Origin of the sequence: Amycolatopsis sp. NPDC006125 (genome assembly GCF_040614195.1) — a bacterium.
Lineage (GTDB): Bacteria > Actinomycetota > Actinomycetes > Mycobacteriales > Pseudonocardiaceae > Amycolatopsis_E > Amycolatopsis_E tucumanensis.
This window is the reverse complement of record NZ_JBEXTZ010000109.1, coordinates 1-25,586: the sequence shown is the minus strand read 5'-3', so window position 1 is coordinate 25,586 and position 25,586 is coordinate 1. Positions and strand designations below refer to the sequence as shown.

The following is a 25,586-nucleotide window of genomic DNA, read 5'->3' as shown; positions in this document are numbered from 1 at the left end:
GGGTCGCGGCCACCGCCGCCGCCAGGACGCCGGGCGCGTCCGCGTACAGCTGCTCACCGGCCGCCGTCAGCCGCACCGAACGCGTGGTGCGCTCGAGCAGCTCGCAGCCCAGTTCCCGTTCCAGCGCGCGGATCTGCCTGCTCAGCACCGGCTGCGCGATGTGCAGCCGCTCGGCCGCGCGGCCGAAGTGCCCGTGCTCGGCGACGGCGGTGAAGTACCGCAGCTTGCGCAGATCCAGATCCATACCGGAAGGGTATCAATGTCCGCGAAGAGGTATTGGACGATCGGCGCCGTGCGGGCGGAGGGTGGATCCCATGATCGTGGTAACCGCACCCACCGGCCGCATCGGCCGTCAGCTCACCGAATCCCTGCTCGCCGCGGACGCGCCGGTTCGCGTCATCGTGCGCGACCCGTCCCGGCTCACCGCGGAGGTCCGCGAGAAGGCCGAGGTCGTCATCGGCTCGCACGGCGACCCCGAGACCGTCGGCAAGGCGTTCGCGGACGCCGACGCGGTCTTCTGGCTCCTCCCGCCGAACCACTCCGCCGAAAGCCTGGACGCCGCGTTCCTGGACTTCACCCGTCCCGCGTGCGAGGTGTTCCGCGCCCGGGACCTGCGGGTGGTCGGGGTGTCGGCCGTCGGCCGCGGCGTGGCGGTCAACGCCGGGCACGTGTCGGCGTCGCTGGCGATGGACGACCTGATCGCGAGCACCGGCGTCCGGTACCGGGCGCTGACGATGCCGACCTTCATGGACAACCTCCTCTGGCAGGTGCCGTCGATCGCGCGGGACGGGGTGTTCGCCGAGATGGCCGTCCCGGACCACCGGCGGCCACTGTGCGCGACGAAGGACATCGCCGACGCGGCCGCCCGGCTGCTGCTCGACGATTCGTGGAGCGGCCACGGCGAGGTGCCGGTGCTCGGGCCGGAGGACCTCACTTACCTGGAGGTGGCGGAGATCATGTCGGACGTGCTGGGCAAGCCGGTGCGGTTCGAGCAGCTCTCGGCCGAGGCGTTGAAGGCGGGTCTGCGGCAGCGGGGCTGGTCCGAGGCGATGGCGCAGGGCATGATCGACATGGCGGCGGCCAAGAACGCGGGCCTGGACAACGCGGAACCGCGCACGCCGGAAGCCACCACGCCGACGACGTTGCGCCAGTGGTGCGAGGAGGTTCTGCGGCCGGCGGTAGCATCCGCTGGGTGAAGATGATCGCCGTTCCGGGCGGGAGTGTGACGGTGTCCGACCGGCGCACACAGCGCAGCTGGGCCGTCGAGGTGGCGCCCTTTTGGATGGCGGCGCACCAGGTGACGCAGGCGCAGTACGCGGCGGTGACCGGTTCGCGTCCCAGCGCTTCCCGGGGTTCGGAACTGCCGGTGGAGAGCGTGACGTGGGCCGACGCGGTGCGGTTCTGCAACGCGTTGTCCGTCCACGAGGGACTGTCCCCAGTGTACTCGCTCGGGGATGACGTGGAGTGGGACCAGGACGCGGACGGCTACCGCTTGCCCACGGAGGCGGAGTGGGAGCACGCCTGCCGCGCCGGAACGGACGGCCCGCGGTACGGCGATCTCGACGAGATCGCTTGGCACCGCGGGAACTCCGGCGAGCGGATCCACGAGGTCGGCGGGAAGCGCCCGAACGCGTGGGGGTTGCACGACATGATCGGCAACGCGTGGGACTGGTGCTGGGACGTCTACGACGCCGAGGTGTACGGCCCGTACCGCGTCCTGCGCGGCGGCGGCTGGTTCGACGAGCACTGGAGCTGCCGAGCCTCCGTCCGGCGGCGCAGCCACCCATCCTTCCGCAGCGACGACGTCGGTTTCCGGGTGACCCGCACCGGCTGACCGCGGCGCGGGTCCGGCTGGTCTACGCCAGCGTGGTGCCGCCCACCGCGCAGCCGGGGCCGGCCTGCGCCGTGGAAACGGCCGCGCTCCGCTTGGTGGCCACGCGTGAATGGCCACCGGACAGCGCCTCGCCCGGCCAGCGCTGTCGCTGGTCTAAACCACTGAGGTGCCACCGCCGCGCAGCCGGGACAGCCCGTGCCCTGGAAGTGGTCGCGCCCTGCTCGGTGGCCGCGCGTGAGCACGACCAAGCCGCGCTCATGCGCAGCCATTCACCGGCACCGGGCCGGTGCTTCTCCACCGATGAATCCACCGCGCGGGCCGCGCCCCACCCGGAGCGCGGCTCGCGCGGTGTCCGTCCTACTCGGTCGGCGCCTCGGCCGCCGCCGGCTGCGCCTCGCCGATCAGGTTCGACGCCCACTCCGTCACGCGCCGCGCGACGTCTTGCGCCGTCAGGCCCACGCTGGCGAGCACCTCCTCGCGCGAGGCGTGCGGCAGGAACTCCTGCGGCACGGCCAGGTCCCGCAGCGGCACGTCGCACTCGGCGTCCCGCAGCACGGATGCCAGCGCGCTGCCGAAACCGCCGTGCCTGCCGCTGTCCTCGACCGTCACGACCAGCCGGTGCTCACTCGCCAGGCCGACCAGCTCGCGCGGCACCGGCAGCACCCACCGCGGATCCACCACCGTCACGCCGATGCCCTGGTCGGCCAGCCGCTCGGCGGCGGCCAGCCCGAGCGGCGCGAACGCGCCCACCGCGACCAGCAGCACGTCGGCGCCCGCGCCTTCCCGCGGCCGCCGCAGCACGTCGACCACGCCGATGCGCTCCACCGCGGGCACCGACTCGGTGACGCTGCCCTTGGAGAACCGCAGCGCGGTCGGCCCGTCGGACACCGCCACCGCCTCCCGCAGCTCCTCGCGCATCGTCTGCGCGTCGCGCGGCGCGGCGACCCGGATGCCGGGCACCATGCCCAGCAGCGACAGGTCCCACATGCCGTGGTGGCTCGGCCCGTCCGGCCCGGTGATGCCGGCCCGGTCCAGGACCAGCGTGACCGGCTGGCGGTGCAGCGCCACGTCCATCAGCAGCTGGTCGAACGCCCGGTTGAGGAACGTCGAGTACACCGCGACCACCGGGTGCAGCCCGCCCATCGCGAGACCCGCGGCCGAGGTCAGCGCGTGCTGCTCGGCGATGCCCACGTCGAACCAGCGGTCCGGGTGCCGCTCGGCGAACTCGTGCAGCCCCGTCGAGCGCAGCATCGCGGCGGTGATCGCCACGACGTCCTCGCGCTCCTCGCCGATGCGCGCCAGCTCGTCCCCGAACACGGCGGTCCAGCTCAGGCCCTTCGGCTTGGGCAGGCCGGTCTCCGGGTCGATCGGGTCGGTCTGGTGCATCTGGTCGGCCTCGTGGTTCACCGCGGGCGGGTAACCGTGGCCCTTCTCGGTGACCGCGTGCACGACGACCGGCCCGCCGAACGCCTTCGCCGCCTGGAACGCCTTCTCCAGCGCCGCGATGTCGTGCCCGTCGACCGGGCCGAGGTACTTCAGCTTGAGGTCGGAGAACATCTCCTGCGGGCTCAGCGCGTCCTTGATGCCGGCCTTCGCCGCGTGCAGCGCCGCGTAGATCGGCTTGCCCACCACCGGCGTGTTGAGCAGCAGCTCACGCCCGCCGTCGAGCATGCGCTCGTAGCCCGGCTGCAGCCGCAGCGAAGCCAGGTGCTCGGCGAACCCGCCGATCGTCGGCGAGTAGGACCGGCCGTTGTCGTTGACCACGATCACCACGGGACGGCCCGGCTCGGCGGCGATGTTGTTCAGCGCCTCCCAGCACATGCCGCCGGTCAGCGCGCCGTCCCCGACGACCGCGACGGCGTGCCGCCCGCCGCCGGCGAGCTCGAACGCCTTCGACAGGCCGTCCACATAGGACAACGCGGTGGAGGCGTGGCTGTTCTCCACCAGGTCGTGCTCGCTCTCCTCACGGGACGGATAGCCCGAGGGCCCGCCCTGCTGGCGCAGCAGGTCGAACTCGGCGTGCCGGCCGGTCACGATCTTGTGCACGTAGCACTGGTGACCGACGTCCCAGACGATCGCGTCCTTCGGCGAGTCGAACACCCGGTGCAGCGCCAGGGTCAGCTCGACCACGCCGAGGTTGGGGCCGAGGTGGCCGCCGGAGCGGCGGACCTTGTCGACCAGGAAGTCGCGGATCTCCCCCGCCAGGTGCTCGAGCTGGCCGTGTCCCATGCGCTTCAGGTCGGCCGGTCCGTGCACGGACTCCAGCAGCGTCACTTTCCACCTCACCCGCATAGATACCTCGCCCTGCCCGCCAGGGCGCGTCCAGTCAGTCTACGGAGAACCGTAGTCCTCCGGCCGCCCCGCGCGTCCCGGGTCACTGATCACGCGGTGAGAAGGTGCCTGCCGCTGCCGCGACCGTGTGAACACTGTCTCACTGACATGACGCACCGGGGTGCGCACGTGGTGACATCCCGTGAGATCGGGTCCGGCCAGGCGTGGCGTTACATCAGGCCACGGGATTGGTGAACCGATCAAGACTGGTGTGGGTGGCGGTGCGGGCGAGATCAGCCGCGGGCCAGGTGCCGACGACCAGGCGGACCGAGCGTGCGGGTGACGGGTTGGACCCGGGCGCTGCGGGGTGGGTGCCGTCAGTGCGGCTGCCGCGGCTCGGGGTCAGCACGGCGGCTCACCGCCCGGCCAGCTCCACGCCCGCCGGCAGCGTCCCGGCCCGGTGCAGCTCGTCGAGGTGGGTGAGCAGCGTCTCCCGGAACGCGCGGGCCGCGTTGGTCGGCGCCACGTCCGTCCGCTGAGCCAGCGCGATCGTCCGGGTGATCTCCGGTGCGGTCAGCGGCGTCCCGCGCAGCGCAGGCCGCCCGGCGAGCACCAGGCTCGGCACCACCGCGACCCCCAGCCCCACCTCGACGAACCGGAGCACGGCGTCCATCTCCCCGCCCTGCGCCGCGAACACCGGCGTGAACCCGGCGGCGCGACAGGCCTGCAGGGTGGTGTCCCGCAGGTCGTAGCCCTCCCGGAACATCACCAGCGGCCGGTCGCGCAGCTCCGCCAGCCGGACCTCCTCGCCCAGGTCCACCCCGGCGGGCGAGGCCACCACCAGCCGCTCCCGCAGCAGCGGCACCGACGTCAGGGCCGCCTCCTCCCCGGCCGCGATCAGCACCGCCAGGTCCAGCTCGCCGTGTGTCAGCGCCCGAACGAGGTCCTTCGACCCGCTCTCCTCGACCACCAGCTCGATGCCCGGGTATTCGCGGTGGAAGCGGTGCAGCACGTCGGCGAACACGGTGACGCACAGGCTCGGCGTCGCGCCGACCCGGACCCGGCCGCGGCGCAGTCCGACCAGCTCGGCGACCTCCAGCCGCGCGGTGTCGACGTCGGCGGCGATGCGCCGCGCGATCGGCAGCAGCGCCTCGCCGGCCGGGGTGAGCGTGACGTTGCCCCGCGCCCGGCTGAACAGCGGTGCGCCCAGCTCGTCCTCCAGTGCGCGAACCTGCTTGCTCAGTGAGGGCTGCGCCACATACGTGCGCTCGGCGGCGCGCGTGAAGTGCCGTGTCTCGGCCACGGCCAGGAAGTACAGCAACTGCTGCAAGGTCATAGCTTCAGGCTATCGTCTCCAGCGCTTCGATATATTGGACGACTTGTCACCGCGGGCCGCACGCTGCCCACGTGGCCCTTCTCGAACGTTCCGCACCACCACGACCACGCCGGCTGTGGTCCTCGACCGTCGGGCAGAAGGCGATCATGGCCGTGACCGGCCTGCTCCTGCTGCTCTTCGTCATCGCGCACATGCTGGGCAACCTGAAGTTCTTCGTGTCCGCGGCGAGCTTCGACCACTACGCGGCCTGGCTGCGCACGATCCTGGACAGCGTGCTCGGGCACTCCGGGTTCCTCTGGGTGCTGCGCGCCGGGCTGGTCGTCTGCGTCGTGCTGCACGCTGTCACCGCCGCTCGTCTCGCGCGCCGCGCCCGCGCCGCCCGGCCGGTCCGGTACGCCCACCGCGGGCGCGTCCAGGGCGACTACGCCGCGCGCACGATGCGCTGGGGCGGGGTGATCCTCGCGTTGTTCGTCGTCTACCACGTGCTCGACCTGACCACCGGGCACCTCAACCCGAACGGCGTGCCGGGCGCGGTGCACGACAACGTCGTCGCCGACTTCCGGCTCTGGTACGTGACGCTGATCTACACGCTGGCCGTGGTCGCGCTCGGGTTCCACATCCGGCACGGCCTGTGGAGCGCGCTGCAGAGCCTGGGCACGTCCGGCGCCGCGCGACGCACCGCGCAGGGCGTCGCGCTCGGTGTCGCGGTCGCCGTCACCGCCGGGTACCTGTCCGTCCCGTTCGCCGTCGTCACCGGATTGGCCGGGTGAGCACCGTGTTCGTCGAAGGAACCCCGATTTCCGACACCCGCGCGCCGGACGTCCCGCTCGAACAGCGCTGGGAGCGGCGGCGGTTCACCGCCCGCCTGGTCAACCCCGCCAACCGGCGACGGCTCTCGGTCATCGTGGTCGGCACCGGCCTGGCCGGCGCGTCCGCCGCGGCGACCCTGGCCGAACTGGGCTACCAGGTCCGCTCGTTCTGCTACCAGGACAGCCCGCGCCGCGCGCACAGCATCGCCGCGCAGGGCGGGATCAACGCGGCCAAGAACTACCGCGGCGACGGCGACAGCGTCCACCGCCTTTTCTACGACACGGTGAAGGGCGGCGACTTCCGGGCGCGGGAGTCCAATGTGCACCGTCTGGCCGAGCTGAGCGTGCGGATCATCGACCAGGCCGTGGCCCAAGGCGTGCCGTTCGCGCGGGAGTACGGCGGGCTGCTGGACACCCGCTCGTTCGGCGGGGCGCAGGTGTCCCGGACTTTCTACGCCCGCGGGCAGACCGGGCAGCAGCTGCTGCTCGGCGCTTACCAGGCGATGGCGCGGCAGATCCACCTCGGACGGATCGCGATGCACCCGCGCACCGAAATGCTCGACCTGGTCGTGGTGGACGGCCGGGCACGCGGGGTCGTGGTGCGCAACCTCGTCACCGGCGAGATCTCCACGCACGTCGCGCACGCGGTGGTGCTGGCCACCGGCGGGTACGGCAACGCCTTCCACCTGTCCACGAACGCCAAGGGCTGCAACGCGACCGCGATCTGGCGCGCGCACCGGCGGGGCGCGCTGTTCGCCAACCCGTGCTTCACGCAGATCCACCCGACGTGCATCCCGGTCAGCGGCGGGCACCAGTCGAAGCTGACGTTGATGAGCGAGTCCCTGCGCAACGACGGACGGGTGTGGGTGCCCGCCGCGGCCGGTGACACGCGGCCGCCGTCGCAGATCCCGGAAGCGGAGCGGGACTACTTCCTGGAGCGCCGGTACCCGGCGTTCGGGAACCTCGTGCCGCGCGACATCGCCTCCCGCGCGGTGAAGAGCGTGTGCGACGCGGGCCGCGGGGTCGGGCCCGGCGGGCTCGGGGTGTACCTGGACTTCGCGGACGCGCTGGAGCGGCTCGGCCGGGACGGCGTGGAATCCCGCTACGGCAACCTGTTCGCGATGTACGAGCGGATCACCGGGGACGACCCGTACCGGGTGCCGATGCGCATCTACCCGGCCGTGCACTACACGATGGGCGGGCTGTGGGTCGACTACGACCTGCGCAGCACCATCCCCGGCCTGTTCGTGATCGGCGAGGCGAACTTCTCCGACCACGGCGCCAACCGGCTCGGGGCGAGCGCGTTGATGCAGGGCCTCGCGGACGGGTACTTCGTGCTGCCCACGACGATCGGCGACTACCTGGCCGACGGCCCGTTCCCGGCGGTCGGCGACGTGTCCGGGACACAGGCGGAGGTCGAGGACCGGATCGCGCGGCTGCTGGCCGTGGACGGGGACCGGTCCGCGGAGGACTTCCACCGCGAGCTGGGCGCGGTGCTGTGGGAGCACTGCGGGATGAGCCGCAGCGAGACGGGGCTGCGGAAGGCGCTGGAGCTGATCCCGGCGCTGCGCGAGGAGTTCTGGTCGCGGCTGCGGGTGCCGGGTTCGGGTGCTTCGCTCAACCAGTCGCTGGAGAAGGCCGGGCGGGTCGCGGACTTCCTGGAGCTGGCGGAGCTGATGTGCGTGGACGCGTTGCACCGCACCGAATCCTGCGGCGGGCACTTCCGGGAGGAGAGCCAGACCGCCGACGGCGAGGCGCGGCGCGACGACGCGGCGTTCTCGTACGTGGCCGCGTGGGAGTTCACCGGGGTGGGCCGGCCGCCGGTGCTGCACCGCGAGGCGTTGTCGTTCGACCATGTCACACCCAGTCAGCGGAGCTACTCGTGAAACTCGTGTTGAAGATCTGGCGGCAGAAGGACGCGGCGGACCGCGGCCGGCTGGTGCGGTACGAGGTGGACGACCTGTCGCCGGACATGTCGTTCCTGGAGGTGCTCGACGTGCTGAACGAGCGCCTCACCGCCGCGGGCGAGGAGCCGGTGGCGTTCGACCACGACTGCCGGGAGGGTATTTGCGGGGCGTGCGGGGTCGTGATCGACGGCACGGCGCACGGCCCCCAGGCCGCGACCACCACGTGCCAGCTGCACCTGAGGCACTTCGCGGACGGGCAGACGGTGACGGTGGAGCCGTGGCGGGCGCGGGCTTTCCCGGTGGTCAAGGACTTGGTGGTCGATCGTGGGGCGCTGGACCGGATCATCGAAGCGGGCGGGTACATCACCGCGCCGACCGGCAGCGCACCCGAAGCCCACGCGACGCCGGTGCCGAAGCCGGCGGCGGACATCGCTTTCGAAGCGGCGGCGTGCATCGGCTGCGGTGCTTGTGTGGCCGCGTGCCCGAACGGTTCGGCCATGCTGTTCACCGCCGCCAAGGCGACGCACCTGGGGGTCCTCCCGCAGGGCGAGCCGGAACGGCCGGCGCGGGCGGTGTCGATGGTGGCCGCGCAGGACGCGGAGGGCTTCGGAGGCTGCACCAACAGCGGCGAGTGCACGGCGGTGTGCCCGAAGGGCATTCCGCTGGACACGATAGGGCGCCTGAATCGGGACGTGCTGGGCGCGGCGTTGCGGCCCGGGTGATGGGCTGGCGGCGGTGGGGCGGGGCGGCCGGGCGGCGGTGGGACGCGGCGGTGGGGCGGGGCGGGGCGGGGCAGTGCTGCGGCGGGGCGCCCCGGGGCGTAGCGACGCTGCGGCGGCGGGGCGGCGGGGCGGCGGCGGGGCGGCCGGGCGGCGCTACGGCGCTGCGGTCCGGGTGATGGGCCGGCCGCGCTGCGGCGGCAGGGCGCAGCGGCAGGGCGAAGCGGCAGGGCGAAGCGGCGCTGCGGCCCCGGTGGTGCGCCCTGTGGGGGTGGCGGGGCGGGACGGCAGCCACGCGCGCGCAGGCGGCGGGGCAGCGCGGCGGCCACGCGCGCGCAACGCGCGGGCGGGGCGCCCGATGAGGCAGCGGCGTGCAGGCGGGAGCGGAACCGCAGCGGACGGGGTGGAAGCGGGTGGCGCGCAGGCGGCGGCGCGCCGATGAGGCGGCGGCGTTCAGGTAGGGCGGAAGCGTCGCAGACGGCACGCGGAAGCGGGGCGGGCGCGGCGCAGCAGCGCCGGCTGCGCAGCAGCGCGATGTCACACGCGTGCCTGGCGCTGCCGAGCAGCCGCATCCCGGGCAGCGTTCTCAGGGCGAACCGTGCGCGCGGGAGCGCGGCCGCAGCGGCGGCGGCGTGGCAGTGCGCGGCGCGGCAGCGCGGCAGCGCGCAGCGCGGCAGCGCGCGGCGCGGCAGCACGGTGACGCGGCCCCAGCGGCAGTGCGGCCTCATTGGCAGCCGGCATCAGCGGCGGCGACGCGGTAGCGCGGCCTCAGCGGCAGCGAGCCTCAGCGGCGACGCGGCCTCAGCGGCCCCAGCGCGCGCCGCAACGTGGGGCGGCTTCGGGGCTGCCGAGCAGCCGCATCCTGGGCAGTGCATCACCGCCGCCCACCCTCGCCCACGGCCAAGGCGAAGCGTGCCGCCCCAGGCCGCGCCGCTTCGGGGCGGCCGCGCCCCAAAGTCCTAACCCGCCTCCACCTCGGCGCGCTCCACCGTCAGCCGTGCGTGGTTGGCGGCTTCTCGGCCTGCTGTCCAGCCCTCGCCGTTGCTGATGGTCGTCCTGCGGGTTGTCGTGTGCGGGAACAACTCCGTGAACAGCGTGTCCACCTCCTGGCGGCGCCGGGCGAGGATCGGGACCAGCCGCGCCTCCGCGAACTCCGCTCCCGCCGCGCGGTCGGCGTCGGTCAGGCGTTCGCCTATTCGCGTCGCGTAGGCGAGCAGGAAGGCGTGCCGGAACGAGCGGGTCCGCGCGCCGCGGCCGGCGGACAACATCGCCTCGTTCGCCTGCACCAGCAGCGACGTCGACAGCAACTCCACCAGGTCCAGATCGACCTCGTGGCCGACCAGCGCCACGAACCCCAGCTTGGCGTAGAACGCGGCCCGGCACCGGTTGGCCATCGCGACCGCCGACACCAGCGACGACTTCGGCCCGAGGTACGGCTGCTCCAGCCAGAACCGCCGCGCCGAACCCGCCCTCGGCCCCGGCGCGTCCACCAGCGCCTGCTCGAACGAGTACCGGCTCATCAACTGCTGCGCCTTCGCCGACAGCGCCTCCGCCTCGTCGGGGAACGACGTCGACTCCGCCTTCGCCAGCAGCGCCCGGATCCGCGCCAGCACCTTCTCGTCCACGCCCGCCCGCTCCGCCGGCACCGGCACCTCCGGCAACCGCGGCAGGGGCAGCAGCACCTCCAGCACCGACAGCACCACGAGCAACGCCGCCACCCGCTCCACGCCGTGCCGCTCCGACCACCGCTCCAGCAACGGCCGCTCGGCGCCGTCGCACCCGGCGAGCGCCTCCGACGTCAGCGCGACCCCGCGCCGGTCCAGCCGCCGCACCGCGATCTGGTGCACGTCCCCCGGCTGCCAGCCGGTCCGCCACAACCGGGACAGCACCTCGCGCAGCGCCAGCTCCGCCGCCCGGTCGATCAGCCGCGCGTCGTAGCGCGAGCCCGCCAGCTCCCGCGCGGCGAGCTCACCCAGCCGCCGCTGGGCGGCATCGCACAGCAGGACGGCGAACGTTTCCACGGTGGACTCGGCCATGCCCGCATCATGCCGGAGGGCACCGACAATTCCGGGCGCCTCAACGCACCAGCAGCGCCACGCACTCCACGTGGTGGGTCATCGGGAACGCGTCGAACGCCCGCAACCGCTCCAGCCGGTACCCCGACTCGCCGAACGTCGCGACGTCCCGGGCCAGCGCCGCCGGATCGCACGCCACGTACACCACCCGCTCCGGCGAAGCCGCCGCCACCGCTTGAACCACCTCGCGCCCGGCCCCGGACCGCGGCGGGTCCAGCACCACGACCTCCGGCTCCCCGGACAGCGACCGCAGCACGTGCTCCGTCCGGCCGGCCCGCCAGCTCACCTGTGGCAGATCCGCCAGGTTCCGCTCGCCGTCGCTCACCGCGCGCTGCCCCGACTCGACCGCCACCACGTGCCCCGTCACGCCGACCTGCGCGGCCAGCACCGACGCGAACAACCCGACCCCCGCGTAGAGGTCCCAGGCCAGCTCACCGGGCGAGGCCCGCGCCCATTCCCGCACCACCGACGCGAACGTCTCCGCCGCCGCGGGGTGCACCTGCCAGAACCCGTGCGCCTGCAGCCGCCAGTCCCGGCCCGCCGCGTGCTGCACCGCCTCCCCGCCGGCCAGTTGCCGCGCCCGGCGCTTGCCCCGCACGGTCGCCAGCTCGCGGGCGTGCACGTGACCGTCCCCGTCGCTGGTCACCTCGATCTCCGAGCCCGGCCGCCAGCGCCGCGACAACGCGCGGTCCAGCGCGCCCGGCACCGAGATCGGGCACTTCTCCAGCGCCACGACCCGGTGGCTGCGGTGCGCGCGCAGCCCGGCCCGCCCGTCCGGCCCGGCGACCAGCCGGACCCGCGACCGCCAGCCCAGCGCGCCCCCGGGCAGCGCCTCGACCTCGACCGGCCAGTCCAGCCCGGCCAGCCGCTGCAGCTGCTCGGCGACCACGCGGCCCTTGAGCTCCCGCTGGAACTCCGGCGTCGCGTGCTGCCAGTCGCAGCCGCCGCACTGCCCCGGCACGGCCAGCGGGCACGGCGGATCGACCCGTTCCGGCGCCGCGCGGAGCACCTCCACCGCGTCCGCGCGGCAGAACGAGCCGCCCTTGTCCTCGGTCACCTCGGCACGCACCAGCTCGCCGGGCAGCGCGTGCCGGACGAACACGACACGACCGTCCACCCTGGACACACAATGCCCGCCGTGGGCGACGGGTCCCACCTCGAGCTCCAGGACCCGGCCGGTCCAGTCCTGCCCGGTCACTTCCCGCCGTCCTTGCCCGCCCCGTTGCGGGTCCCGTCCCCGAAGAAGCCGCGCCGCACGTCGCCGGCCGCCGGGCGGGACCGCGCCGCGCGCCGCACCGCCTTCGCCGAGGACGCCAGCTGCCACGGCACGCTGGTGACCATCACACCCGGCTGGAACAGCAGCCGGCCCTTCAGGCGCAGCGCACTCTGGTTGTGCAGCAGCTGCTCCCACCAGTGCCCGACGACGTACTCCGGGATGAACACGGTCACCACGTCCCGCGGGTTGTCGCCGCGCACGCGCTTGACGTAGTCCAGCACCGGGCGCGTGATCTCGCGGTAGGGCGATTCGACGACCTTCAGCGGAACCTTGAAGCCCTTGGCCTCCCAGTCGGCGGTCAGCTGCCGCGTCTCGGCGTCGTCCACGTTGACCGTCACGGCCTCCAGGACGTCCGGCCGCATGGCCTTCGCGTAGGCGAGGGCGCGCATGGTCGGCAGGTGCAGTTTGGACACCAGCACGATCGCGTGGTTGCGCGAGGGCAGCACGGTCGGGTTGCCGTCCAGCGCGGCCAGCTCCTCGGCGACCCGGTCGTAGTGCTTGCGGATCGCGGTCATCAGCAGGTAGATCGCCACCATCGCGGCGATCGCGATCCACGCGCCGAGCAGGAACTTCGTGATCAGCACGATGATCAGCACGGTGCCGGTCATGGTGAGGCCGATCGCGTTGACCGTCTGCGAGCGGCGCATCCGCCGCCGCGCCGCCGGGTCGGTCTCCCTGGACAGCAGCCGGTTCCAGTGCCGCAGCATGCCGGCCTGGCTCACCGTGAACGACACGAACACGCCCACGATGTACAGCTGGATCAGCTTGGTGACCTCGGCGTCGAACGCGATGATCAGGACCAGCGCGAACGCGGCGAGGAACAGGATGCCGTTGGAGAAGGTCAGCCGGTCGCCGCGGGTGTGCAGCTGGCGCGGCAGGAACCGGTCCTGCGCGAGGATCGAGGCCAGCACCGGGAAGCCGTTGAAGGCGGTGTTCGCGGCCAGCAGCAGGATGATGCCGGTGCTGAAGGAGATGTAGTAGAAGGCGGGCTCGAAGTGCGGGAACACCGCCTGCGCGATTTGGGCGACGATCGTCTTCTGCTGGTAGCCCTCCGGGGTGCCACTCAGCTGGGTCGCCGGGTCTTCGGCGAACTTGACGTCGGTGAGGATCGCCAGCGTGATGATGCCCAGCAGCATCGTCACCGCGAGCAGGCCCATCATCAGCAGCGTGGTGGCCGCGTTCTTCGACTTCGGCTTGCGGAAGGCGGGCACGCCGTTGCTGATCGCCTCGACACCGGTCAGCGCCGCCGCGCCGGAGGAGAACGCGCGGGCGATGAGGAAGACGAACGCGAAACCGGTGAAAGACGCCTCGGCGTGCAGGTCGAAGTCCGCGCTCTCGGCGCGCATCGGCGTGCCGCGGACGGCCTCGAACAGGCCCCACGCGACCATGCCCAGAATGCCGATGATGAACCCGTATGTCGGAATTGCGAAGGCCTTGCCTGACTCGCGCACGCCACGCAGGTTGATCGAGGTCAGGACCACCACGATGATCACCGCGCTGAGCACCTTGTGCTCGGCCACGAAGGGGATCGCCGACCCGATGTTGGCCACGCCGGACGAGGTCGACACGGCCACGGTGAGGACGTAGTCGACCAGCAGAGCGCTCGCGACGGTCAGGCCGAATCTGCCGCCGAGGTTGGTGCTCGCGACCTCGTAGTCGCCGCCGCCACTGGGGTAGGCGTGCACGTTCTGGCGGTAGGAAGCCACCACGACCAGCATGACCACGGCGACGGCGATGCCGATCCACGGCGAGTAGGCGTAGGCCGACAGCCCCGCGACACTCAGCGTCAGGAAGATCTCTTCGGGCGCGTACGCGACGCTCGAGAGCGCGTCCGACGCGAAGATCGGCAGCGCGATCCGCTTCGGGAGCAGGGTGTGGGAGAGCCGGTCGCTCCGGAACGGACGGCCGACGAGCAGCCGTTTGGTGGCGGTCGCAATCTTCGACACGTCAGAAGGGTACGGGCGGGTCCGCGAGGGGGCCGGACAAGGTAGGTTCTGCGTCGGCATCTACCGGGTAACCGCCGTTCGGGTGACACACAGGAGGCAGTGACGTGCACGTGGTGATCATGGGGTGCGGCCGGGTCGGCGCGTCCCTGGCCGCGGCCCTCGAGCGCCTCGGTCACGAGGTCGCGGTGATCGACAAGGCGCAGGAGGCGTTCCGCAGGCTCGGCAGCGACTTCCACGGCCAGCAGGTGCTCGGCATGGGCTTCGACCGGCAGGTGCTGATCGACGCGGGCATCGAGAAGGCGGGCGCCTTCGCCGCGGTGTCCAGCGGCGACAACTCGAACATCATCTCGGCGCGGGTGGCGCGGGAGAACTTCGGCGTCGAGCACGTCGTGGCCCGCATCTACGACCCGAAGCGCGCGGCGGTCTACGAGCGGCTGGGCATCCCCACCGTGGCGACCGTGCCGTGGACGACCGACCGGTTCCTGCGCACGCTGCTGCCCGACGGGGTGGCCTCGGCGTGGCGGGACCCGAGCGGCAACGTCGCGGTGCTGCAGCTGCCGCTGCACGAGGGCTGGATCGGCCGCAGCGTCAACGAGCTGCAGGAGTCGACCGGCGCGCGGGTCGCCTTCATCATGCGGTTCGGCACGCCCGTTCTGCCCGATTCCAAGACGGTGTTGCAGGCGGACGACCTGGTCTACGTGGCCGCGAGGTCCGGGACCGTCGGCGACGTGACGAGCACCGCGGCGCGCGCGCCGGAGGAGGAAGCCTGATGCGGGTCGCGATCGCGGGAGCCGGCGCGGTGGGCCGGTCCATCGCCAAGGAGCTCATCGACGGCGGCCACCAGGTCATGCTGATCGAACGGCAGGCCGGGCAGTTCGAGCCGGACGCCGTCGAGCAGGCCGACTGGGTGCTCGGCGACGCGTGCGAGGTCTCGACGCTGGAGGACTCCGGCATCGAGCGCTGCGACGTGGTGATCGCCGCGACCGGTGACGACAAGGTGAACCTGGTCGTGTCGCTGCTGGCGAAGACCGAGTTCGCGGTGCGGCGGGTCGTGGCGCGGGTGAACAACCCGGCCAACGAGTGGCTCTACACCGACGCGTGGGGCGTGGACGTCGCCGTGTCGACGCCGCGGATCCTGGCCGCGATGGTCGAGGAGGCGGTCAGCGTCGGCGACCTGGTGCGGCTGCTGACCTTCCGGCAGGGGCAGGCGAACCTGGTCGAGCTGACCCTGCCCGACCAGACCCCGCTGGCCGGCCGCCCGGTGAGCGACCTGGCGCTGCCGCGGGACGCCGCGCTGGTGACGATCCTGCGCGGTGACCGGGTGATCGTGCCGCAGCCGGAGGACCCGCTGGAGCCGGGCGACGAGCTGCTGTTCGTCGCCAACGCCGAGGTCGAGAACGACATTCGCAAGGCGCTGGGCTACTAGCGTGCCGCGAGGAGGTCCCGGATCGCGGCGGTGACCTCGACGGGCCGTTCCTCCGGCAGGAAGTGGCCGCAGGGCAGGGCCCGGGCGCGTAGGTCGGGCGCCCAGCTCGCCCACACCTGCCGCGGGTCGAACGGCAGGACGAGGTCGCCGGGGTCCTGCCAGATCGCCAGGACCGGCATCGACAGGATGCGGCCGGCGTCGCGGTCGGCCTGGTTGTGCCCGGCGTCGACGAACGCGCCGGCGCGGTAGTCCTGGCAGATCGCGTGGATCGCCCGCGGGTGCCCACCGCGGCCGGGTAGGCGCCCGGCCGTCGGCCGGGATCGCGCCGGTCCAGGTGTCCGCGGTCGGAATCACGTCGAGCACCGCGAGGTGCTCGACGACGCCGGAGTCGTCGAGTGCGGCCCGGAAGGCCACCAGCGCTCCCCGGGCGTGCCCGACGACGCTGAACCGCTCGTGGCCGAGTTCGCGCATCATCGCGACGACCGTCGCCGCGGTGGCCCGCTTCGCCACGTGCCGCCACGCGAGGTGGGTTTGGGGGAAGCCGTGGAAGTGGACGCGCTCCCGGCCATCGAGCCGGCTCACCCGGACCGCGGTGCTTCAAGCCGCTCGCAACCTGCTCTCCGAGCGGACTGACCGGCTTGTCGATGCGGGCGCTGATGGCTTCGACCTACACCGTGCTCCTGAGCAGGCAGGGCGCTCACGGCCCCAACGCACAGCGTCTCGGTGAGAACCGGCATCCGCGCGGAGGCGGACCGGGCGCGCTAGGCCTCCTGCGGCGGCTGGCCGTACTTGAGGCGGAGGCGGGCCTCGACGTCCGCCTCCTCGGCGACGCGGGCCTCTTCGATCTCCTTGAGGCGCTTGTCGGAGCGGCGCACGGCCCACACGACGACCAGCAGCGCCAGCCCGTACAGCGGCCAGCCCATCGCGATCTTCGCGAACGCCAGCCAGCCGGTGTAGTCGGCCTCGTACAGCCACCGCTGCACCACGAACCGCGCCCCGAACACGGCGGCCAGCGCGAGGGTGGCGACGTCGTAGCCGAGGCGGGACGGCTTGTCCCGGCGCCACGCGGTGCCGGTGCCGTTGAGGAAGTTCCAGATCACGCCCGCCAGCGGCCAGCGCACCACCACGGACAGCACGAACACGCCGCAGTAGACGAGGCTCGCCCAGATCCCGAACAGGAAGAAGCCCTTCGCGGACCCGGTGCGGTAGGCGATGAACGCACCGATGCCGACGCCGAACAGGCCGGAGATGGCCGGCTGCAGCGACTCGCGGCGCACCAGGCGCACGATCGTGATCAGCGCGGCGCTGCCGACGGCGCTCCAGATGCCCACGGTGAGCCCGAAGAACGAGTTCGCGAGCACGAACACCACGATCGGCACGGACGAGTAGACGAGGCCGGACACCCCGCCCATCTGTTCCAGCATCGTGGGCTCGGGCCGCTCACCCGCCCGCCCAGGCTCGGCCCCGTCTGCGGCGGGGTTCGGATCGGTCTTGTCGCCTGGACGGGCGGGTTCAGTCACGCGGTTACCAATTCAGGAGGTCGTCTGCAGCTCGTAGAACGGGTTGTACAGCACCTTCTGGCCGTCTCGCTCGGCCATGCGTCCCCGGACCTTGATGGTCCGGCCCGGTTCGATGCCCGGGATGCGGCGCCGTCCCAGCCAGACTAGCGTCACGCCCTCCGTGCCGTCGAACAACTCGGCACGCAGTGTCGCCGCCTCTTTCGTGGGACACAGCTCCACGCTGCGCAACCGCCCGAGGACGGTCACCTCTTCGCCCGACCGGCAGTCACAGGCCCGCCGCGCGCCGCCCGCCTCGGATTTTTCGGACAGATCATCAGCGTCGAGTTCCTCGACGTCGCTGGTCAGCTTGCGCACCAGCCGGCTGAAATAGCCGCCGTCTTTGGCGGACATAGGCGTCTGCTCCTGTTCCAGGGCCCCCGACTCGAACGGCCCGTTCGTCATCCAGCCTAACCTCGTGGGGGCCAGCACAACCGCTTTGCGGCAAGATCGCAACGTGACGTCCGCTATGCCGAAACCGGCCGCTGTCCTGCTACCCGGGACGGGCTCGGACGAGGTGTTCGTCCGGTCTGTTTTCGCAGGTCCGCTGGCTGCGTTCGGGATGCGCACACGAACCCCCGAACCGCCGGGCGGCGCCGCTGTGACAGCGGGTCTGCTGGCGTCACTCGACGAGGCGGCGGCCGACGGCCCGGTGCTCGCCGGAGGCATCTCCCTGGGCGCGCACCTGGCCGCCGAATGGGCGATCCGCAACCCCGGCAAATGCGCGGGCCTGTTGCTCGCGATGCCGGCCTGGTGCGGCCGCCCGGACGACGCGCCGGCCTCGCTCGCCGCGCGCGCGTCCGCGGACCTGGTCGACTCGCACGGCCTGGAGGAGGCGCTGCGGCTCGCGACGGCCGGAGTGGCGCCCTGGCTCGCCGCCGAGCTGACGAGGGCTTGGCGGCGGCACGGGGACGGCCTGGCGGCGAGCCTGCGCGTCGCGGCGGCCCACCCCGCGCCGACGCTGGACGCGCTGGCGGAGCTGGACGTCCCGGTCGGCATCGCCGCGTGCACCGACGATCCGGTCCACCCGGTCGCGGTGGCGCACGCCTGGGCGGAAGCGCTTCCGCGCGCCGTGGTGCGGGAGACCACGCTGACCGCGCTCGGCGCCGATCGCGAGTCACTGGGCCGGGCCGCGCTGCTGGCCTGGCTCCAGGCGCGCGGCTGAGGTCCGCACCGCCGCCGGCGGCCGCCACGGCGGTGACCACCAGCGCGGCCACGGCGACCAGGCACCACCGCGCTACTGGACGAGCACCCGGCAGTACAGCACCTCGTGCGACCCGATGAGGCGCGCTCGCCGTTGGGGTGCCGACGCCCGACGCCGGCGCGGCGTCGGGCAGGCGCTGCCACGACCGCAGCGCGACAGCCAGGGCCGCACCCCGCGGCAGTAGACCGCGGTGGCGTCTGGTCCCGAACGAATCGGCCGGCCTCGGCGGCGGAAAATCGAAGCGCAGGCACCACCGCAGCACCGGACGAGCACCCCGGCGGTACAGGTCTCTGTGCGCCCCAATGCGGCTCACCGTTGGCGCGCCGACGATGAGCGCAGCGTCGGCCAAGCGGTCCACGACCGCGCCCCGCCATCAGCCCCCGGCGGCCAGGACCACCGGAGCCCTCGACCGGATCAGGCAAGACGGGCACACACACCGCAGTGCGCGCACCCACGATCCCCGGACGGCGCGCCTACTGCTGGCCCTGCTGCTGCGCGATGTGCTCCGCGACCGCCTCCGGCAGCGTGATCGGCAGCGGCGTGCGCACCGGCATCGGCGCGTCACCGCGGTCGACGATCGTGCCGCGGACGATCTCGCGCAGCACGGCGGGCGCTTCGGCCGCCATCGACTGCGGGCCCGCGATCACGCCGCGCAGCATCCAGCGCGGCCCGTCGACCCCGACGAACCGCAGCGCCACGTCGCCGATCAGCGCGGACAGCTCCGGCCCCCACTCGCCCTGGCCCGGCGCGACCTTGGCGCCGTCGTTGCGCAGCTGCTCGGTCAGCTCGCCGACCACCTCACGCCACAGCCCACCGGACCGCGGCGCCGCGTAAGCGCTCACCGTGACCTGGCCGTGCGCGGTCACCACGTGCACCGCGCGCACGCCACCGGCCTGCGGGTCCATCTCGACCTGCACCTGGGTGCCGTCGGGCACCGGGACCCGCACCGAGCCGAGGTCGATCCGCGGCTTCCCGTCCTCCGGCGCGTCGGCGATGTCGAACGGCCCGTCGGTGGCCTCCGGCTCCGGCTCCGGGTCCTCTTCCGGCTCCTCGGCGATGTCCGAGTCCCAGGACTCGCCGGGGTCGGCCATCGCGTGGCGGCCCCGCTTCTTGCGTCCGAAGATGCCCACTACTCCCTCGTTCCTTCCCCGGGATTCCCGGTCAGCGTCGCATGCCCGCCGGTCGAGCCGTACCCGCCGGCCCCGCGTTCCGTCGCCGCCAGCTCCGCGACCTCCACGAACTCGGCCGTCTCCACGCGCTGGACCACCAGCTGCGCGATCCGGTCGCCCCGCGCGAGCCGGATCGGCTCGCTGCGGTCGTGGTTGACCAGGCACACCTTGATCTCCCCGCGGTAGCCCGAGTCGATGGTGCCCGGCGTGTTCACCACGGACAGCCCGGTGCGCGCGGCCAGCCCGGAGCGCGGGTGCACGAACCCGGCGTAGCCCGGCGGCAGCGCGATCGCCACGCCGGTGCCGACGAGCACCCGCTCGCCGGGCGCCAGCACGACGTCGGTGGTGGTCACCAGGTCGGCTCCGGCGTCGCCGGGCCTTGCGTAGGACGGGATCGGGACACCCGGATCGAGCCGGGTGAGCAGGACCTGCACGGGGGACACGGGCGGCGAGACTACCCTGGAGGCATGGGTGAGCACGCGAGCGCGGCCGGTGCGGTGGGCGAGACGACTGCGGGAGACGGCAGCACGCGGTATTCCGAACGGCTGTACCTGTCGTGGTGGGGCTGGCCGCTGCCGCTGGCGGGCGCGGCGCTGCTGGCCTACGAGATCCACCTCGGCTACCCGGCGGTGCCGCTGTGGCTGCCGTTCGCGGTGCTGATGCCGTTGATGGTGGCGTGGCTGGTGGCCATGGGCCGGGCCCGGATCCGGGTGACCGGCGACGAGCTCGAAGTCGGTGACGCTCATCTGCCGTTGCGGTTCGTGGGTGAGGTCGAGGTCATCGGGAAGGACCGGAAGCGGAAGGCGATGGGGCCGGAACTCGACCCCGCCGCTTACGTGACGCATCGCGGCTGGGTCGGTTCGCTGCTGCGCGTGCACCTGACCGATCCCGCGGATCCGACCCCATACTGGGTGTTCAGTACCCGCAGGCCGGAGGCCCTGGCCGAGCTGCTCCGTTCAGGGAAGTAGCCCGGCCGTCCGCGGTGTCACGCGCAGTCGCGGCAGATCATCTGCCCGTTGTGCTCCTCCGCCAGCCTGCTCCGGTGGTGCACCAGGAAGCACACGGAGCAGGTGAACTCGTCAGCCTGCTTCGGCACCACCTTCACCGTCAGGTCCTCACCCGACAGCCCGGAGAGGTCCGCGCCCGGAAGCTCGAAGTTCTCCGCGCTCGCGTCCTCGTCCACGTCCACCACGCCGGACTGCGTCTCGTTCCGGCGAGCCTTCAGCTCCTCCAACGAGTCCTCGGCGAGCTCGTCGGCTTCGCTGCGGCGCGGAGCGTCGTAGTCGGTCGCCATTGTCCCTCACCCCTGCGATCAGCTTCGTAATCACTGTTCAAGCACGCTGTTCGCATGCCATCGTGCCGCTGGTCAACGTCCCAGCGTCCCGGTTTGTGCCCGCCGCCGTAGTGAGCCAGGTCTCTCTTCAGCAACGTGTTTCGGTACCTGATCTACGGGCGGAGCCCGCAGAGGGTAGCTCACGCTTTACCCGGACGCGCAGAGTGTCATTCGAAGCAGGACATACGTCACCCAACAGGGGGAACACATTCCGGGGACGCCCGTGGGACCGTGCGAGAAGTACCCCGGCTTCGGACGGGTGACGACGCTGGTGCACTGTAACGCCTACGCTGATCAGGAACGACGGTTCGGGCGAGCGGGTGTTCGGGTCTTCGATCGAAGGGGTGGGGCAGGTGTCGTCGGGGATCGGTTACGGCAACCGGAGATCGCGGCCCTACCGCAAGCGCCGCCCGCTGCCCGCCTTGATCGTGATCGGGGTGCTCGGGCTCGTCGCGATGGTCATCTGGGTGCGCGCGATCACCAGCAAGCAGGACATCGACGAGGCGTTGCGGTGCGATCCGCCGCCCACGCCGCCACCCGGTGTGACGTACACCAACTTGGGTTACAACGCGCTCGACGAGACGACGCCCGTGCCCGCCGACCGGATCGCGGTGAAGGTGCTCAACGCGAGCGAGAAGCGCGGGCAGGCCGCGATCACCACGGAAAGCCTGCGGCAGCTGGGTTTCACGCAGATCGCGCCGCCGGAGAACGACCCCGCGTACGCGACCGACGAGGCGGCCTGCCGCGGCCAGTTGCGCTTCGGCGACAACGGCAGCTCCGCGGCGCGCACGCTCAGCCTGGTCGTGCCGTGCGTCGAACTGGTGCGGGACAACCGCGAGGACGCGAGCGTGGACCTGGCGATCGGCAGCGCCTTCGGCGACGTGGTGCCGACCCAGGCGGCGCGCGACATCCTCGCGCAGCTGCAGGCGTGGTCCGGCCAGCACGGCGACGGCGGCGAGCAGTCCGCGGTGAACCCGCCGGTGATCGACGAAGCACTGCTGGCCGCCGCCCGCCCCGGCACCTGCTGACGCTCGGCGCGGGCGCTCGCGCCCGGATTCTGCCCTCAGGGGGCGAGTCAGGACCCGCCGGAAAGGCGGCCGAAGAGGCCGCCGGCGGGCGCGAATCCCGCAACCGCGCCCGCGAGTTCGTCACTCGCGGGCGAGGGTCCCCCACCCGGTCGCAAGACGACGGGCGGCCGCTACCGGGCGCGCACCCCACGCTCGCGCCGCCACCCACACGCGCGAGCGCCGCACCTGGCCGAAAGTCGGCGGGCCGCCGCTACACGTCCTTGACGCCGCACTCCACGGCCGCGTCGTAGAGCGCTCCGGCGATCGACGGCGCGGCCGCGAACGTCGCGTCCTCCCCCAGGGCCGGGTCCGCGCCGGGCAGGTGCACCACCGCGCCGGCTTCCTCCGCCACCAGCGCGCCGGCCGCCCAGTCCCAGCGGTGCAGGCCGTGCTCCACGTACCCGTCCAGCCACCCGGCCGCCACGGCGCACAGGTCGAGCGAGGCCACCCCGGCCCGGCGGACGTCCCGCACGCGGGTCAGCAGCCCGGACACCAACCGGGCCTGCCGGGCGCGCCGCTCGGCCTGGTAGGCGAACCCCGTGCCGATCAGGCTCAGCTCCAGCCGCTCGGGCGAGGACACCGCGAGCCGCTGCCCGTCGAGCCACGCGCCCTGGCCCCGCACGGCCGTCCAGCAGCGCCCGCTGACGGGTTCCACGACCGCCCCGGCCACCGACACCCCGTCCACCTGCGCCGCGAGCGACACGGCGAACAGGGGCGCGCCGTAGAGGAAGTTGACGGTGCCGTCGATCGGGTCCACCACCCACGTGACGCCGTCGCCCGCCGCGCCGCCCGCCTCCTCCCCCAGGACGTGGTCCCCCGGACGCAGCTCCGCCAGCCGGTCGCGCACCAGCTGCTCGGCGGCGCGGTCGACCGCGGTGACGACGTCGGTGTCCGTCGTCTTGGTCTCGACCGACACCGGCTCACCTGCGACCATGGCGTCACGGGCACGGCGGACCAGGTCCGCGGCCTCGGCCGCGACCTGGACGGCGACGTCCTTCAACTCTGTTTCGGCAGCTCCCACGTCCACCATGGGACCACACCCGGTTAAAGTCTCCGGCACAGGTTTCTGAATCGAGCGAGAAGGGACGGCGCCAATGACGGCGACCCGTGGTTTCGGAATCGACATCGGCGGCAGCGGTATCAAGGGCGCCCTTGTCGACCTGGAAAAGGGCGCACTGATCGGCGACCGCTTCCGGATCGACACCCCGCGCCCGGCGACCCCGGACGCGGTGGCCGACGTGGTGGCCCAGATCGTGGCCCACTTCGGCTGGGAGGGCCCGGTCGGCATCACGCTGCCCGCGGTGGTCAAGAAGGGCGTCGCGCACACCGCGGCGAACATCGACCCCAGCTGGATCGGCACCGACGCGGACGCGTTGTTCGCCAAGCGGCTGGACCGCCACGAGGACGACATCGCGATGCTCAACGACGCCGACGCGGCGGGCATGGCCGAGATCCGCTACGGCGACCCGCGGGCCCGCAAGGGCGTCACCACCCTGCTGACGTTCGGCACCGGCATCGGCAGCGCGCTGTTCCAGCACGGCACCCTGATGCCGAACACGGAGTTCGGCCACCTCGAGGTCGACGGGCACGACGCGGAGAAGAAGGCGGCCGCCTCGGTCAAGGACAACGAGGGTCTGTCCTACCCGCACTGGGCCAAGCGCGTGAACCGTTACCTTTCCGTGCTGGAGAACCTCATCTGGCCGGATCTGTTCATCGTGGGCGGCGGGGTAAGCAAGAAGGCCGAGAAGTGGGTGCCGCTGCTGGAGATCAGGACACCGGTCCTGGTCGCATCGCTGCAGAACAACGCGGGGATCGTGGGCGCGGCGCTGGCGGCGGCCGAGGGCCTGGAGCACTGACCTGCGAACAGGCCGCCCCGGGTTTGAACGATGATCGGCCGCAACGCACCGGCGTATCGTCGTTACAATGGAACACGGCCCACGGTCGCGGAGGACAAAACCGCAGGCCGCGGGACGTTCCCCGAATCTGAGGCAGCCGGGACCCACCATCCCGGCTCGCCGTGATCGACCGCTGCGAAAGGGCGTACGTGGCAGCCGCAAAAACCGCTACCCGAAGCGGCACGAAGACAACGAGCGCCGCCGACGTGAGCGCGGAACCCGACGCGGGCCGTGAGAACGTGACCGAGGCCGAGGCTCAGGGCTCCGGCGCCACGAAGAAGGCGACCACCCGCAAGCCGGCCGCGGCCAAGGGCCCGAAGAAGGCTCCGGCCAAGGGCCGCACCACCCGCAAGGCCGGCAAGACCGACGACGGGGAGCCGGACGGCCCCGGCGGCGAGGACATCGAGGACGTCGACCTCGAGGCCGACCTCGCCGACCTCGAAAGCGAGGTGGAGGTCGACGTCGTCGACGCGACCGTCACCGACGAAGCCGAGGACCTCGACGAGGACGAGCCGGACGAGAAGACGCCGGCCGCGAAGTCGGGCGCCAAGTCGACCGACCGCGACTTCGTCTGGGACGAGGAGGAGTCGGAGGCCCTGCGGCAGGCCCGCAAGGACGCCGAGCTCACCGCGTCCGCGGACTCGGTCCGCGCGTACCTGAAGCAGATCGGCAAGGTCGCGCTGCTCAACGCCGAGGAGGAGGTCGAGCTCGCCAAGCGGATCGAGGCCGGCCTGTACGCGGCCGAGCGGCTGCGCATCGCGGAGGAGGAGGGCGAGAAGCTCGCCACCCAGATGCGCCGCGACCTGCGCTGGATCATCCGGGACGGGGAGCGCGCCAAGAACCACCTGCTGGAGGCGAACCTCCGTCTGGTCGTGTCGCTGGCCAAGCGCTACACCGGCCGCGGCATGGCGTTCCTGGACCTGATCCAGGAGGGCAACCTGGGCCTCATCCGTGCGGTCGAGAAGTTCGACTACACGAAGGGCTACAAGTTCTCCACGTACGCGACGTGGTGGATCCGGCAGGCGATCACCCGCGCGATGGCCGACCAGGCCCGGACCATCCGCATACCGGTCCACATGGTCGAGGTGATCAACAAGCTCGGCCGCATCCAGCGTGAGCTGCTGCAGGACCTCGGACGCGAGCCCACCCCCGAGGAGCTCGCGAAGGAGATGGACATCTCCCCGGAGAAGGTCCTGGAGATCCAGCAGTACGCCCGCGAGCCGATCTCGCTGGACCAGACGATCGGCGACGAGGGCGACTCGCAGCTGGGCGACTTCATCGAGGACTCGGAAGCGGTCGTCGCGGTCGACGCCGTGTCGTTCACGTTGTTGCAGGACCAGCTCCAGTCGGTGCTGCAGACGCTGTCCGAGCGCGAGGCCGGCGTGGTCCGGCTGCGCTTCGGCCTGACCGACGGCCAGCCGAGGACTTTAGACGAAATCGGCCAGGTCTACGGGGTCACGCGCGAGCGCATCCGGCAGATCGAATCGAAGACGATGTCCAAGCTGCGGCACCCCAGCCGCTCGCAGGTCCTGCGGGACTACCTGGACTAAGAGCACAAGAAGAAGGAGCCCGGACCGCCAACGGCGACCCGGGCTCCTTCTTTTTCTCCGCAAGCAACGCAACGCAAGCCGGCAACGCAAAGCAGCCGACCACCCCAACCAGACCTCCCCCGCCCCCGATCCACAGCCGATCTTTAGTCGCCGATCAGCCGTGTCAAGGCACGCTTTCCCGCCTTGACACGGCAGCTCGGCGCCTGTAACACA

The 25,586-nt window shown here is 72.4% G+C and carries 25 protein-coding genes; 12 read left to right on the top strand and 13 right to left on the bottom strand.

The window, feature by feature from the left end; genetic code table 11:
- Positions 1-244 (bottom strand): LysR family transcriptional regulator (locus ABZ193_RS36605; protein ID WP_354713144.1); only part of this gene is annotated, 244 nt, incomplete at its 3' end.
- Positions 245-314: 70 nt separating this feature from the next.
- On the opposite strand from ABZ193_RS36605, the gene ABZ193_RS36600 reads away from it, so the two are divergent.
- Both ABZ193_RS36600 and ABZ193_RS36595 read left to right on the top strand, forming a co-directional pair.
- Positions 315-1,196, top strand: coding sequence for an NAD(P)H-binding protein (locus ABZ193_RS36600; RefSeq protein ID WP_354713142.1), 882 nt, complete (start codon positions 315-317; stop codon positions 1,194-1,196).
- Positions 1,193-1,834, top strand: coding sequence for a formylglycine-generating enzyme family protein (locus ABZ193_RS36595; RefSeq protein WP_354713141.1), 642 nt, complete (start codon positions 1,193-1,195; stop codon positions 1,832-1,834). Before ABZ193_RS36600 ends, ABZ193_RS36595 begins: the two co-directional genes overlap by 4 nt.
- Positions 1,835-2,191: 357 nt before the next feature.
- Here ABZ193_RS36595 and dxs read toward each other — a convergent pair whose 3' ends face one another.
- Both dxs and ABZ193_RS36585 read right to left on the bottom strand, forming a co-directional pair.
- Positions 2,192-4,108: a 1-deoxy-D-xylulose-5-phosphate synthase gene (gene dxs / locus ABZ193_RS36590; RefSeq protein WP_354713139.1), complete on the bottom strand. Its 1,917-nt coding sequence runs from the start codon at positions 4,106-4,108 to the stop codon at positions 2,192-2,194.
- A gap of 412 nt (positions 4,109-4,520) precedes the next feature.
- The gene (locus ABZ193_RS36585; RefSeq protein ID WP_354713137.1) at positions 4,521-5,441 is read right to left on the bottom strand and encodes a LysR family transcriptional regulator; all 921 of its coding nucleotides are present in this window, start codon (positions 5,439-5,441) and stop codon (positions 4,521-4,523) included.
- Positions 5,442-5,512: 71 nt separating this feature from the next.
- Here ABZ193_RS36585 and ABZ193_RS36580 point away from each other — a divergent pair, with 71 nt between their 5' ends.
- The 3 genes from ABZ193_RS36580 to ABZ193_RS36570 are packed head-to-tail and all read left to right on the top strand — an operon-like array spanning position 5,513 to position 8,879.
- Entirely contained in the window at positions 5,513-6,211 is a 699-nt protein-coding gene (locus ABZ193_RS36580) for a succinate dehydrogenase cytochrome b subunit (RefSeq protein ID WP_354713135.1), read from the top strand.
- Entirely contained in the window at positions 6,208-8,136 is a 1,929-nt protein-coding gene (locus tag ABZ193_RS36575) for a fumarate reductase/succinate dehydrogenase flavoprotein subunit (RefSeq protein ID WP_354713133.1), read from the top strand. Before ABZ193_RS36580 ends, ABZ193_RS36575 begins: the two co-directional genes overlap by 4 nt.
- Complete coding sequence (locus tag ABZ193_RS36570; protein ID WP_237339403.1) at positions 8,133-8,879, top strand: succinate dehydrogenase/fumarate reductase iron-sulfur subunit; 747 nt, start codon at positions 8,133-8,135, stop codon at positions 8,877-8,879. The genes ABZ193_RS36575 and ABZ193_RS36570 overlap by 4 nt, the downstream gene beginning before the upstream one ends.
- A gap of 956 nt (positions 8,880-9,835) precedes the next feature.
- On the opposite strand, the gene ABZ193_RS36565 is transcribed toward ABZ193_RS36570, so the two are convergent.
- The 3 genes from ABZ193_RS36565 to ABZ193_RS36555 are packed head-to-tail and all read right to left on the bottom strand — an operon-like array spanning position 9,836 to position 14,173.
- Positions 9,836-10,912: a DUF2786 domain-containing protein gene (locus tag ABZ193_RS36565; protein WP_354713131.1), complete on the bottom strand. Its 1,077-nt coding sequence runs from the start codon at positions 10,910-10,912 to the stop codon at positions 9,836-9,838.
- A gap of 40 nt (positions 10,913-10,952) precedes the next feature.
- A complete protein-coding gene (locus ABZ193_RS36560) occupies positions 10,953-12,149 on the bottom strand; it encodes a class I SAM-dependent RNA methyltransferase (protein ID WP_354713129.1) in 1,197 nt (398 codons plus the stop codon).
- Complete coding sequence (locus ABZ193_RS36555; protein WP_020418717.1) at positions 12,146-14,173, bottom strand: APC family permease; 2,028 nt, start codon at positions 14,171-14,173, stop codon at positions 12,146-12,148. The genes ABZ193_RS36560 and ABZ193_RS36555 overlap by 4 nt, the downstream gene beginning before the upstream one ends.
- Before the next feature lie 104 nt (positions 14,174-14,277).
- On the opposite strand from ABZ193_RS36555, the gene ABZ193_RS36550 reads away from it, so the two are divergent.
- Positions 14,278-14,943 (top strand): TrkA family potassium uptake protein, encoded by a 666-nt coding sequence (locus ABZ193_RS36550; RefSeq protein WP_020418718.1) that lies wholly within the window; start codon positions 14,278-14,280, stop codon positions 14,941-14,943.
- A complete protein-coding gene (locus ABZ193_RS36545) occupies positions 14,943-15,599 on the top strand; it encodes a TrkA family potassium uptake protein (RefSeq protein ID WP_020418719.1) in 657 nt (218 codons plus the stop codon). The genes ABZ193_RS36550 and ABZ193_RS36545 overlap by 1 nt, the downstream gene beginning before the upstream one ends.
- On the opposite strand, the gene ABZ193_RS36540 is transcribed toward ABZ193_RS36545, so the two are convergent.
- From ABZ193_RS36540 to ABZ193_RS36530, 3 genes are all read right to left on the bottom strand, one after another.
- A complete protein-coding gene (locus ABZ193_RS36540) occupies positions 15,596-15,778 on the bottom strand; it encodes a hypothetical protein (protein WP_237339400.1) in 183 nt (60 codons plus the stop codon). The two genes, ABZ193_RS36545 and ABZ193_RS36540, sit on opposite strands and share 4 nt — an antisense overlap.
- 582 nt (positions 15,779-16,360) lie before the next feature.
- Positions 16,361-17,023, bottom strand: a complete 663-nt coding sequence (locus ABZ193_RS36535; RefSeq protein WP_020418721.1) for a DUF3159 domain-containing protein — start codon at positions 17,021-17,023, stop codon at positions 16,361-16,363.
- Positions 17,024-17,131: 108 nt separating this feature from the next.
- Entirely contained in the window at positions 17,132-17,509 is a 378-nt protein-coding gene (locus ABZ193_RS36530; protein ID WP_026153310.1) for an OB-fold nucleic acid binding domain-containing protein, read from the bottom strand.
- Between the two features lie 115 nt (positions 17,510-17,624).
- Here ABZ193_RS36530 and ABZ193_RS36525 point away from each other — a divergent pair, with 115 nt between their 5' ends.
- The gene (locus ABZ193_RS36525) at positions 17,625-18,320 is read left to right on the top strand and encodes an alpha/beta hydrolase (protein WP_354713145.1); all 696 of its coding nucleotides are present in this window, start codon (positions 17,625-17,627) and stop codon (positions 18,318-18,320) included.
- 512 nt (positions 18,321-18,832) lie between these two features.
- Here the strand turns inward: ABZ193_RS36525 and ABZ193_RS36520 are convergent.
- Together ABZ193_RS36520 and dut are read right to left on the bottom strand one after the other, a co-directional pair.
- Complete coding sequence (locus ABZ193_RS36520; RefSeq protein ID WP_020418724.1) at positions 18,833-19,489, bottom strand: DUF3710 domain-containing protein; 657 nt, start codon at positions 19,487-19,489, stop codon at positions 18,833-18,835.
- Positions 19,489-19,971: a dUTP diphosphatase gene (dut, locus tag ABZ193_RS36515; RefSeq protein ID WP_026153312.1), complete on the bottom strand. Its 483-nt coding sequence runs from the start codon at positions 19,969-19,971 to the stop codon at positions 19,489-19,491. The genes ABZ193_RS36520 and dut overlap by 1 nt, the downstream gene beginning before the upstream one ends.
- Positions 19,972-19,995: 24 nt before the next feature.
- Here dut and ABZ193_RS36510 point away from each other — a divergent pair, with 24 nt between their 5' ends.
- Entirely contained in the window at positions 19,996-20,496 is a 501-nt protein-coding gene (locus ABZ193_RS36510; protein ID WP_020418725.1) for a DUF3093 domain-containing protein, read from the top strand.
- Positions 20,497-20,513: 17 nt separating this feature from the next.
- On the opposite strand, the gene ABZ193_RS36505 is transcribed toward ABZ193_RS36510, so the two are convergent.
- Entirely contained in the window at positions 20,514-20,822 is a 309-nt protein-coding gene (locus ABZ193_RS36505; RefSeq protein WP_017983710.1) for a DUF4193 domain-containing protein, read from the bottom strand.
- A 392-nt stretch (positions 20,823-21,214) separates the two neighbouring features.
- Between ABZ193_RS36505 and cei the strand changes: the two genes are divergently transcribed.
- Complete coding sequence (gene cei / locus ABZ193_RS36500; RefSeq protein WP_027935977.1) at positions 21,215-21,889, top strand: envelope integrity protein Cei; 675 nt, start codon at positions 21,215-21,217, stop codon at positions 21,887-21,889.
- Positions 21,890-22,139: 250 nt separating this feature from the next.
- Here cei and ABZ193_RS36495 read toward each other — a convergent pair whose 3' ends face one another.
- A complete protein-coding gene (locus ABZ193_RS36495; protein ID WP_354713125.1) occupies positions 22,140-22,958 on the bottom strand; it encodes an inositol monophosphatase family protein in 819 nt (272 codons plus the stop codon).
- Positions 22,959-23,022: 64 nt separating this feature from the next.
- Between ABZ193_RS36495 and ppgK the strand changes: the two genes are divergently transcribed.
- Positions 23,023-23,784 carry a polyphosphate--glucose phosphotransferase gene (ppgK, locus tag ABZ193_RS36490; RefSeq protein WP_020418728.1) on the top strand — a complete coding sequence of 254 codons (762 nt, stop codon included), beginning with the start codon at positions 23,023-23,025 and terminating at the stop codon, positions 23,782-23,784.
- 188 nt (positions 23,785-23,972) lie between these two features.
- Entirely contained in the window at positions 23,973-25,373 is a 1,401-nt protein-coding gene (locus tag ABZ193_RS36485) for an RNA polymerase sigma factor (RefSeq protein ID WP_027935077.1), read from the top strand.
- Positions 25,374-25,586 lie beyond the last annotated feature (213 nt).